Origin of the sequence: Lysinibacillus sp. NPDC093216, from assembly GCF_050280325.1 — a bacterium.
Classification (GTDB): domain Bacteria; phylum Bacillota; class Bacilli; order Bacillales_A; family Planococcaceae; genus Lysinibacillus.
In genome coordinates, this window is the sequence record NZ_JBNNVB010000001.1 from 410,406 (window position 1) to 421,468 (window position 11,063).

Here is an 11,063-nt window from a genome sequence, read left to right on the forward strand (position 1 = left end):
CTCGGGTTGACCGAGGAAGTGATCAGGTTTGCCCCAAAACTGCTCGGGTTGACCGAGGAAGTGATCAGGTTTGCACTAAAACTGCTCGGGTTGACCGAGGAAGTGATCAGGTTTACCATAAAACTACTCGGGCTGCCGAGGAAGTAATCCGGCCAACCCCTTTTCCGCTCTGGTCACTTCTCCATCGGCTTGCTTTTTTTCAATCAGCTTGACTCATTGATCGCTCAAGGTACGTCACATATAGTGAGCTTCATAATAATCCCGTAGTGGACACTAACATTGTGTTTTCCATAAAAAAAGACGAGGAGTAAAATATCCCCGCCTCGTTTTCTACTATTTTATGCGTTGCGCATTTCATCTAAAACGCGATTCACACGTTTTTCTAGCATTTTCATACCGCTACCACCAGCTTGCATATGACGAAGCTGACCATCTTTATCGAAAACAAAATACGCAGGTACGTATTGGTTTTCAAATGCATCTGTCAGCTTTAATTCGCTATCTACAAAGATTGGTTGCACAATGTCATGCTCTGCTGCTACCGATTTGATTGTTTCTAAATTTGTATCTTCCTCAGAACGTGGCATATGCACTGCGATAACGTTTAACTCATCTTTGTATTGATCACGGAAATTGTTCACATCCGGCATTGCCTCTTTACATAGATGGCAACTAACTGACCAGAAGTGGATTAATGTTGGCTTTTCGCCTACTAAATCCGCTTTTGTTACTTCACCATTTAACCAAGTCGTTGCGCCTACAAGTTCAGGCATTTGTTCACGAAGTTTCATAAAACATTCTCCTTTTTCCTTTTTCTAGGATCATTATCAAAACGTGTGGTTGATTTCCGTTCCGGCTAGGCGCTTTGTAGCTACCGCTTTGCTTTCGCTACAGAAAACAATTGCCGCTGACGCTTCGCTTTCGCGCAGATAAAACATTTGCTGCCGCTACGTTAGCACTACGCTTTCGCACAGAAAACATCCGCTTCGCTGCAGGGTCTCGGGCCAGCACGATGCTGGTCACGAAGGCGTTATCACAGGACGTGATGGTTTTAGCCTTCGTTCCTCTATTGCTAATCCCCCAAGGAGTCGCCTATCCTCCACTCCAACGTTTTAACAAAAGTCATCCCCAATTTTTGGTGATGAACCTTTTTCTCTATCAAGTTTAAAAAAATCCCCACAAACTTACTGTGGGGACTCTTTATTTGTTGAATGATCTAAAACTCTAAATTATAGAGTTGCTTGACCTGGGCGCCAGTTTGCTGGGCAAAGACCACCAGTTTGTAAAGCTTGAAGTACACGTAAAGTTTCGTCTACATCACGGCCGATGTTGTTATCGAATACTGTTTGGTATTTTAATTCACCTTCTGGGTTGATGATGAATAAGCCGCGTAGTGCGATACCTTCTTCTTCAATTAATACACCATATTCTTGTGAAATTTGGTGATTTGTATCTGCTGCTAATGGGTATTTTAACTCACCAAGACCATTTTTAGTGCGGTCAGTGTTAATCCAAGCTAAGTGAGTGTGGATTGTATCAGTAGAAACACCGATTACTTCTGCATCTAAGTCTTCGAACTCATCGTAACGATCGCTCATTGCAGTGATTTCTGTTGGACATACGAAAGTGAAGTCCATTGGATAGAAGAAAAGAACTGTCCATTTGTCTTGTGCTTTAATGTCTTCTAATGATACTTTACCAAATGATTTGTCTGGAAGTACTGCTTCCATTGTAAAGTCAGGTGCTTGTTTACCTACCATGCGTTCTGCCATTATAAATCCCTCCGATTAAATATGTAGTGTATATATTCCATTCGCACCAGCGAACTCGTCTTCTACGATAACAGAGTAATCGTAGTTTTTCAAACAAGTAAACTTCACAAAAGTGCTCACATTAAATTATCTGACAAATTTCCGTCAAATCCCTAAATGGAATAACTGCTACAGCCTATTCATTAGCTATTTTTAACAATTTTATTCTTATTTAAACGAAATTTTTCTATGCGGTATTTATGTATAATTTCTAAAAATTTCATCTACTTTTTTTTCATTAAAAACGATTGCAAATTCTTTATTATTATGTATAATTGTAATGGTTTTAGTAAACTAAAAGTTTCGTTAAAGTAAACTTCGTATTTCAAAAGTTTATGATTGCTAAACTTCTTCTAGGAGGGAAAAGATGCAAATAGGAGCAAAAATCAAAGCGCTTCGTTTAAAAAAAGGTCTTACCCAAGAGGAGCTTGGAGAACGTACAGATTTAAGTAAAGGGTATATTTCACAATTAGAACGTGATCTAAATTCACCTTCCATTGAAACACTATTTTCACTATTAGAGGTTTTAGGGTCAACACCTAAGGAATTTTTCGATGATGGAGCACCTGAACAAAAGGTTGTATATACAGAGGAAGATCAATCCACTTATACAGATGAAGAAAAGAAATATGAAATTCAGTGGCTGATTCCTACATCAAATGAAAAAGAAATGGAGCCCATTTTCTTAACACTTGCTGCTGATGGTGAATTTAAGCAGTTTGAACCCTCCCTTTCAGAAACATTTATTTATGTTGTCGAAGGGCGTATTCGTCTCGTTTTAGGAGATGAACAGTACATAGCGAGTGAAGGCAATGCTCTCTATTTTGAAGCGACAGATCATCATCAAATTTTTAATGCACATGCTGATGAAACAAAAATTTTACTTGTCGCAACGGATTCATATTTATAGCTTAAGGAGGCGCATCTATGACAACGAATTCGATTATCCGCTTTGAAAACGTTTCAAAGTCCTATAATGACGGCACGGTCGTCTTAAAAAACATTAACCTGGAGCTAGAAAAGGGCAAATTCTATACACTACTAGGTCCGTCCGGTTGTGGTAAAACAACTATTTTACGTATGATCGCTGGATTCACAGAACCGACAACAGGAAATATCTATTTTCATAATAAAAAAATCAACTCAGTGCCAGCAAATGAACGCCAAGTAAATACTGTTTTTCAAGATTATGCTTTGTTTCCTCATTTAAACGTCTTTGAAAACGTCGCATTTGGGCTTCGTATAAAAAAGCTTCCTGAAAGTGAAATTAAAAACCGTGTTGTTGAAGCATTAAAATTCGTTAACTTAGCAGGCTATGGCAATCGTGAAATTTCTGAAATGTCTGGTGGCCAACGTCAACGTGTTGCAATTGCTCGTGCGATTGTGAACGATCCTGAAGTAATTTTACTCGATGAACCTCTTTCAGCTTTAGATTTAAAGCTACGTACAGAAATGCAATATGAGTTACGTGAGTTACAACAACGCCTTGGGAAAACATTTGTCTTTGTCACACACGATCAAGAAGAAGCACTTGCCATGAGTGATGAAATCTTTGTCTTAAGTGAAGGTGAAATTCAACAATCTGGTACACCGGTAGATATTTATGATGAGCCAATTAACCGCTTCGTTGCTGATTTTATTGGTGAATCAAATATTGTTCCTGGCGTGATGATTGAAGATTTCAAAGTAGAATTTGCTGGTAAAGTTTTTGAATGTGTTGACCAAGGTATGAAGCCAAACGAAAAAATCGATATTGTCATTCGCCCAGAGGATTTAGAAATGACAACAATCGATAAAGGCAAGCTTGTCGTTAAAGTTGATACTCAATTGTTCCGTGGGGTGCATTATGAATTATCTACGTACGACAAAGATGGCAATGAATGGCTCGTGCATTCATTGAAAAAAGCTGAGGTAGGGACAGAAATTGGTTTAGACTTTGATCCAGAAGCAATTCATGTAATGCGCTTAAATGAAACAGAAGAAGAATTCGACAAACGTTTAGAGGCGTATGGAGACGACGAAGATGCAAACTAAGACTTCGAAATCAGCCTTATTTCCATATGTTTTATGGATTGCGTTTTTCGTTATCGCGCCGATTGCACTCGTTGTTTACTATTCCCTACTAGATATACATGGCAATTTCACGCTCGATAACTATAAAGCATTCTTTACTTCTGTCTATTTAAAAATGACATTAAGTTCATTCTGGTATGCGTTTTTAATTACGTTCTTTACGTTACTTGTTTCGTATCCAACAGCCTATTTTTTAACGAAGACGAAACATAAACAGCTTTGGCTTTTACTAATTATTATTCCTTCTTGGATTAATCTTTTGTTAAAAACATATGCCTTTATCGGGATTTTCGGCTTGTACGGTCCATTAAATGCATTTATCGAAGTATTTGGTTTTGATCCGAAGCAAATGCTATTCACTGACATTAGCTTTGTGTTCGTATCCGTTTATATTTTTATTCCATTTATGATTTTACCGATTTTCAACTCATTGGATCGTTTAAATCCGGCTCTTGTTTATGCCGCACGTGATTTGGGGGCATCTGCCTTTACTACATTCCGTCGCGTTATATTGCCTTTAACAATGGACGGTGTTAAATCAGGTATTCAAGTTGTATTTATTCCTGCATTATCACTTTTCATGATCACTCGTTTAATTGCAGGAAATCGTGTTATTACACTGGGTACAGCTATTGAACAACAATTCCTTGTAACCCAAAACTGGGGAATGGGTTCAACAATTGCTGTTTTCTTAATTTTATTCATGGTCATCGTTATGTTAATTACAGGACAGAAAAAGGATAAAGGAGGTCGCGTACGATGAAAAAACTATCTGCTACAGCAAGAGTGTATTTAGCGATTGTTTTTATCGTTTTGTATGCACCTATCTTCTATTTAATCTTCTATTCGTTCAATAGTGGCGGATCAATGAATAATTTTGAGTCCTTTACGTTAGAACATTATAAAGCCGTATTTGAGGATTCACGTCTACTCGTAATTCTAATTAATACAGTGATCGTGGCATTACTCTCTGCATTGATTTCTACAATCATTGGGACACTAGGAGCAATTGGCATTGTCACTGTTAAAGATGCAAAAATGCGCAATACACTACTTTCTTTAAACAATGTGTTAATTGTGAGCCCGGATGTCATTATTGGTGCAAGCTTCTTAATTTTATTCACAATGATTGGTATTAAATTAGGATTTACTTCTGTGTTAATAGCACATGTAGCGTTCAGCGTCCCAATTGTTGTACTGATGGTCTTACCGAAACTATTAGAAATGAATAAATCATTAATCGATGCTGCATTAGATTTGGGAGCAACGAAAAAAGATGTCATGATGCGTGTTATTTTACCGTATATTCAACCTGGTATTTTTGCAGGGTTCTTCCTTGCCTTAACATATTCTCTAGATGATTTTGCGGTAACATTTTTCGTGACAGGTAACGGCTTTAGTACTTTATCTGTTGAAATTTACTCAATGGCACGTGCCGGTATTTCCTTAACGGTTAACGCTATTTCTGGTTTAGTATTCTTTGTAACGGTTATCGTCGTAGTTGGCTATTACTTCATTACAAGCCGCGCTAGTAAAAGAACGGGGGGAACTCAATGAAGCAATTAATTCAAGCAACAGTCGCAATCCTTGTCGTTTCCGCCCTTTTGTTCTATGCTGCTGACGCCCTAAGTGCCGGTGGTGGTAAAAGTGGTAAAGATACGTTAACGATCTTTAACTGGGGAGAATATATAGACCCGGATTTGCTGAAGCAATTTGAAAAAGAAACAGGCATTCACGTCATTTATGAAACGTTCGATTCAAATGAAGCAATGATGACAAAAATTCAACAAGGTGGTACAGCTTACGATATCGCAGTACCTTCTGAATATATGATTGAAAAAATGAAGGAAGAAAACTTACTTATTCCTTTAGATAAAACGAAAATCCCTAATTTTAAAAATATTGATCCTTATTTTTTAGATTTACCATTTGATAAGGACAATAAATATTCTGTCCCATATTTCTGGGGAACAGTCGGCATTGTCTATAATCCAAAGCTCGTTGGAAATTTAGACTTCTCATCTTGGAAGGACTTATGGGATCCTTCATTAAAGCGTAAAGTCTTTTTAGTAGACGGTGCACGTGAGGTGATTGGTATGGGCTTAAACAGTCTTGGCTACTCTCTCAACTCTTTAGATGACCAGGAGCTACGTAAAGCTACTGATAAACTAATCACATTGGCGCCAAATGTTAAAGCCATTATCGGGGATGAAATTACACCGTTGATGGTTAATAATGAAGCTACTGTGGCACTCACTTGGTCTGGTCAAGCAGCAGACATGTTATCAGAAAATGAAGATTTAGACTTCGCTGTACCAAAAGAAGGCTCAAACTTATGGTTTGACAATATGGTTATCCCAAAAACGTCAAAAAATATTGATGGTGCACATGCTTTCATTAACTTTATGCTGAAAGCTGAATCGGGTGCTAAAAACGCTGATTATGTAGGCTATTCTACCCCTAATATTGCAGCGATGAAGTTAATGGATAAAGAAGTTGTATCTGATAAACGCTTCTATCCTACTGAAGAACAACGTAAAACATTAGAAGTTTATAAAAACTTAGGTCCTGATTACTTAGGCAAATATAATGAGCTGTTCTTGGAATTTAAAATGAGTATTCGATAACCTATTTTAACCCATTTAAAGCTGTTCTCACGTTAGTAACGTTGAGAACAGCTTTTTCGTTTAGCTGAAGGTAAACTATTTTTAAAAATGGATAAACAAGCAAAATATCAATAAAAGATTCCTTTTATCGACTCATCTCTAATAGATAGGACTGATAATTGTTAAAACTATATCATGTTATAAGTTGATTGGAGTGGAGGCTGGGCGACTCTTGGGGATCAGCGTCACAGATGAGACCCTGCAGCGAAGCGAAGCGGCTCATCGGACGCCCCCAGGAAAGCGCCCAGCCGGAACGGAAATCAACACGCTTATTTTATTTGATCAATAGAATCCTCATAACCTTACTACTAAATCTCAGACTTATAGTCAATAGCAAACGTACAAGCCTTGTGGTAGACTGTAGTATATTTGATTAAAGAAAGGGGTATTCGATGACCCAGCAGAAGTCTAACAAGGCGGCTTTGTATATTTTAATGTTTAATATGTTTATCGCAATGGGGAGTATCGGAATTATTATTCCTGTCATGCCTGATTATTTAAAACTATTTGGTGCTGCAGGACAAGTACTTGGCATGTTGATTGCAACGTTCGCCTTAGCACAATTCGTATTTTCTCCAATTGCTGGGAATCTTTCCGATCAATACGGTCGTAAAAATCTCATTATTTTCGGCCTTATCGTAACAGGACTTGCACAAATTGGATTCGGACTTTCTACAGATGTGTGGATGCTCTTCTTGGCACGCTTTTTAGGTGGCCTTGGATCTGCATTTGTGGCACCTCCTATAATGGCATTTGTGGCTGACATCACAACGTACGAGGAACGCGGAAAAGGTATGGGGATGATAGGGGCAGCAATGTCCTTTGGTTTTATGATCGGACCAGGTATTGGCGGATTCCTCTCAAAAGTTAGTTTGCATTTTCCGTTTTATACTGCTGGATGTGCAGCTATCTTAGCAGCTATTTTATCGTTCTTTTTATTGCCTGCTACAAAACCGAACACTGCTAAAAAAGCACAGAAGCAGGATAATCTTGCAAAGCAGATGGCCCGTTCAGTCCGAATGCCTTATTTTGTCATGCTAATTATCATGCTTGTATTCTCTTTCGGGATTGCTAACTTCCAAACAACATTATCATTATTTGTTACAGACAAGTTTAATTACACACCTACTGATATCGCCATTATATTAGTTATGGGCGGCGCTTTTGGTGTTGTTGTACAGATGTTTGTTATTACACCGCTGTTTAATCGCTTCGGCGAAATGAAAGTAGTGTTAGTCAATTTATTTATTGCAGCCGTTTCGATTTTCTTAATATTATTCGCATCTGGTTTTGCACTTATTTTAATTGTAGCGACCATCTTCTCTACAGCTACGACATTGATTCGCCCAGCCGTCAACACATTGATTTCAAAGCTTGCTGAGAATGAACAGGGCTATGCAGCTGGTCTGAACAATGCTTATATGAGTCTTGGTAATATGATTGGTCCAGCTCTAGCAGGTATATTATTCGATTGGAATATGAACAGTCCTTATATATTCGGGTCTATTATTTTAATGGCTTGTTTCTTCCTTGCCCTTATTTGGACAATGAAAAAAGCACCACATCTTATGCATCCTGATACAAAATAGTCTGAAAAGTTATTGACTATTTTTAGTAGTATGCTACATTAATATGTGAAAAACTAAAAATTCTATTAATTACCACTAGGGGAGTCTTTAAAAGGCTGAGACGTATATGATCATATACGGACCCTTTGAACCTGATCTAGTTCACACTAGCGGAGGGAAGTGCCGACACTTGCTTTTTACTATGTAGATACAAGGCCGCTTCCTATTGTTTTTTAGGAAGCGGCTTTTTTACGCTTTAGCGGCGCTTCTCTCTAGCTTAGCGGCGGAACTCTCCTGTTTAGCGGCCATTCTCACTGGCTTAGCGGCGGTATTCTCCACTTTAGCGGCGCTTCTCATAGCTTTAGCGGCGGAACTCTCCTGTTTAGCGGCGCTAACTATAAAATTCACATTTCAAAGGAGTGGAAATTATGTCAATTCGAAAATTAACAATCATGGCCTTATTAGTAGCAATTGCCGTAGCAGGTTCTACCTTCGTTTCAATACCAACGGGGATTGCGCGTGCCTACCCTGTCCAACATGCCATTAATGTTATCGGTGCTATCATTCTTGGTCCAGTTCCTACTGTTATGGTCGCCTTTGTCACAGCCATTATTCGTATTTTAACAGGCACAGGCTCATTACTAGCTATACCTGGCAGTGTTATTGGCGCTCTATGTGCAGCTCTTGCCTATAAATACAGCGATAAGCAATGGCTTGCAGGAGTCGGTGAAATGTTGGGGACAGGTATCATTGCCTCACTTATCGCAGTACCTTACGCGCATTTATTAATGGGGACATCCGTTGCTGCTTTATTTTTCATGCCAGCCTTTTTAACTTCAAGTACCATTGGTGCTATGCTAGGCATTGTCGTTGCTAGCAATTTGCGTAAGACAGTATTTGTAACTAACCTTAACACTCAGCTTAAATAACTTGATTTAAAGCAATTTAAAAACGTTACTTTCTTTAATGACAATTAATTAAGAAAGTAACGTTTTTTGTTCCAATTCACCCATACTTCAACGGTAATCCCATTTCATGAGCAATTAATAAAAAGTCTTTTTTGCTTATTTCAAAATGACCAAATCTAAATTTATAGCCATATTTGGATTTGTCCTCTACAAACTCTAAATAATCTAAGATCCTTTTTATTGGCACAGCTTTTGCATCTTTATAAAAGTCTATATCTCTTCTAAAAGGAATAAAATTTTCTGCCATTTGGAACTCGTATATTCGCTCGTCCTTCACTCTTCCAATTGCGGTAAATGCTCTTACAGGCTCATTACCATCTAGACTTTTTTTAGGAGAATAATAAATGATCCAGTCTCCTTTTTGCATTCGTTTCAAAGGTCTTTCTTTACCATGGCATAACTGGCCGAATCCTCCCTCAACCCCTTTTTGCACATGATTAAGAGATACCACACCAATCCAATATTTCGTGTCTCTTTCAGGTGTAGGAAGGGAATTTTTATTAGGATTTAATGACATAGCTTCCGCCCCCTTTTATTTTGGAATCATCGCCAACGATTTTATTTTTTCATTTTCAAGAATCAACCTTTCTTCCAGAATCACTGGGTTTGGCAAACCATCCCAAGTAGTTAAAACTGTAGCAATACATTCTGTATCATCACCATCAATATTTTGGATAGTTAATTTAAAGCCTTTTGGCATAGGTGACGTGTAAAAGTTTTGTATTTCTTTTCTTCCTTTAAAAATTTCACCTTTAAAATTTTTTAATTCTCCATGATCTACATACATATCAGATAGATCCTGACCCTCTACTTGCGCTCTTCTCAAATACTCCTTCATAACTTCTACTGCTTTCATTTCTCATCACTCTTTCTTTTTTATTGATATGGTTATCAATTATACCTCGGCATAATTGCGTCCGGATTCGGCTTTGTGCTTAGGCCTGCAAATGTTTTTTGTACGAAAGCGCAGTGCTAACGTAACGGCAGCAACGTGTTTTTGTCTGTGCGAAAGGCGAAGCGACAGCAACAACATATGTTTTTGCGCGAAAGTGTAGCGGCAGCGGCAACATATGTTTTTGCGCGAAAGCGTAGCGGCAGCAGCAACATATGTTTTTGCGCGAAAGCGTAGCGGCAGCAGCAACATATGTTTTTTGCGCGAAAGCGTAGCGGCAGCGGCACCGATACAGGTCAGTTAGCCGTTATCGCATGGATGCGATGGTTTTAGGTTAACATCCTTTATTAACTCCTTTCCGAATCCGTGACATCCGCCGGAGGCTTTAGGCCAACACGAAGTTGGTCACTCAGTCGTTGCCACAGGACGTGGCGTTCTTAGACTGAGTTCCTCTATTTCAGCAGGTTGCTGAAAGAAGTTAAACCCTATTCACGATTTTCATATACTTTTTTCAATATGCTTTTCAACAGCTCTTTTTCTTCCAATGAAAGTACGTTTAACACTTCATTCTCAGAAATCGAAAGGGTCTTCAATAACTCTTCTGCCAAATTTCCACCATGTTCCGTAAGGCATATTAAATTCTCTCTTCTATTTTCTGGATTTTTCTCCCTATAAACATAATTTCTTTCTTCTAGACCATCGATAAAAAAGCGGACACTATTTTTATCTAACTTTAAAATCTGTCCTATTTGAATTTGACTAAGTTTATTTTCTTTTACAGCAATCATGATCCCGACTTCTCTGGATTTCATTTGATATTTTTCACTAATATATTTCTCGAGATTTTCCTCTAAAGCCTCTGCTAATTTAAAACTAAGAAACCCAAAAGAATTCATTATATTGGTCATGTCCAAACCTCCAAAATCTATAGTACTTAAAAGTGATAGTAATATTTTATTACTATCATCTATTATTGCATCTATGTATATTATTTACAAGTCATATTTTACCTTTCATGAATAATTCTCCAATCCAGTTGTTGAAATTACAAAAAAACGATGGCACATCTCTATGCACCATCGTTT

12 protein-coding genes and 1 riboswitch are annotated in these 11,063 nt (G+C 38.0%); of the genes, 7 read left to right on the top strand and 5 right to left on the bottom strand.

All coding sequences use genetic code 11. The annotated features are described in order from the left end of the window. Positions 1 to 338: 338 nt before the first annotated feature. Entirely contained in the window at positions 339 to 791 is a 453-nt protein-coding gene (locus ACQKOG_RS02040; RefSeq protein WP_053483465.1) for a TlpA family protein disulfide reductase, read from the bottom strand. 438 nt (positions 792 to 1,229) lie between these two features. Further along, a complete protein-coding gene (locus ACQKOG_RS02045) occupies positions 1,230 to 1,772 on the bottom strand; it encodes a peroxiredoxin (protein ID WP_248718040.1) in 543 nt (180 codons plus the stop codon). Positions 1,773 to 2,178: 406 nt separating this feature from the next. On the opposite strand from ACQKOG_RS02045, the gene ACQKOG_RS02050 reads away from it, so the two are divergent. The 7 genes from ACQKOG_RS02050 to thiW all read left to right on the top strand — a co-directional run bounded on the left by ACQKOG_RS02050 (position 2,179) and on the right by thiW (position 9,047). After that, complete coding sequence (locus ACQKOG_RS02050; RefSeq protein ID WP_079559677.1) at positions 2,179 to 2,721, top strand: helix-turn-helix domain-containing protein; 543 nt, start codon at positions 2,179 to 2,181, stop codon at positions 2,719 to 2,721. 17 nt (positions 2,722 to 2,738) lie between these two features. Next, a complete protein-coding gene (locus ACQKOG_RS02055) occupies positions 2,739 to 3,845 on the top strand; it encodes an ABC transporter ATP-binding protein (protein ID WP_370076967.1) in 1,107 nt (368 codons plus the stop codon). Beyond that, positions 3,835 to 4,647: an ABC transporter permease gene (locus ACQKOG_RS02060; RefSeq protein WP_370076965.1), complete on the top strand. Its 813-nt coding sequence runs from the start codon at positions 3,835 to 3,837 to the stop codon at positions 4,645 to 4,647. Before ACQKOG_RS02055 ends, ACQKOG_RS02060 begins: the two co-directional genes overlap by 11 nt. Next, positions 4,644 to 5,441 carry an ABC transporter permease gene (locus ACQKOG_RS02065; protein ID WP_370076963.1) on the top strand — a complete coding sequence of 266 codons (798 nt, stop codon included), beginning with the start codon at positions 4,644 to 4,646 and terminating at the stop codon, positions 5,439 to 5,441. The genes ACQKOG_RS02060 and ACQKOG_RS02065 overlap by 4 nt, the downstream gene beginning before the upstream one ends. Further along, a complete protein-coding gene (locus tag ACQKOG_RS02070) occupies positions 5,438 to 6,511 on the top strand; it encodes an ABC transporter substrate-binding protein (RefSeq protein ID WP_370076961.1) in 1,074 nt (357 codons plus the stop codon). The genes ACQKOG_RS02065 and ACQKOG_RS02070 overlap by 4 nt, the downstream gene beginning before the upstream one ends. Positions 6,512 to 6,942: 431 nt before the next feature. Next, positions 6,943 to 8,139: an MFS transporter gene (locus ACQKOG_RS02075; protein ID WP_370076959.1), complete on the top strand. Its 1,197-nt coding sequence runs from the start codon at positions 6,943 to 6,945 to the stop codon at positions 8,137 to 8,139. 67 nt (positions 8,140 to 8,206) lie between these two features. Beyond that, positions 8,207 to 8,314, top strand: a riboswitch (TPP riboswitch). Between the two features lie 232 nt (positions 8,315 to 8,546). Then, positions 8,547 to 9,047, top strand: a complete 501-nt coding sequence (gene thiW, locus ACQKOG_RS02080; protein ID WP_427444693.1) for an energy coupling factor transporter S component ThiW — start codon at positions 8,547 to 8,549, stop codon at positions 9,045 to 9,047. Between the two features lie 76 nt (positions 9,048 to 9,123). Here the strand turns inward: thiW and ACQKOG_RS02085 are convergent, their stop codons facing one another. The 3 genes from ACQKOG_RS02085 to ACQKOG_RS02095 form a co-directional block, all read right to left on the bottom strand. Continuing rightward, on the bottom strand, positions 9,124 to 9,603 hold the full coding sequence (locus ACQKOG_RS02085) for an EVE domain-containing protein (RefSeq protein ID WP_427444696.1): 480 nt from the start codon (positions 9,601 to 9,603) through the stop codon (positions 9,124 to 9,126). A gap of 15 nt (positions 9,604 to 9,618) precedes the next feature. Beyond that, a complete protein-coding gene (locus ACQKOG_RS02090; RefSeq protein WP_427444699.1) occupies positions 9,619 to 9,942 on the bottom strand; it encodes a hypothetical protein in 324 nt (107 codons plus the stop codon). Positions 9,943 to 10,463: 521 nt separating this feature from the next. Continuing rightward, positions 10,464 to 10,886 (bottom strand): MarR family winged helix-turn-helix transcriptional regulator, encoded by a 423-nt coding sequence (locus ACQKOG_RS02095; RefSeq protein ID WP_427444701.1) that lies wholly within the window; start codon positions 10,884 to 10,886, stop codon positions 10,464 to 10,466. Positions 10,887 to 11,063 lie beyond the last annotated feature (177 nt).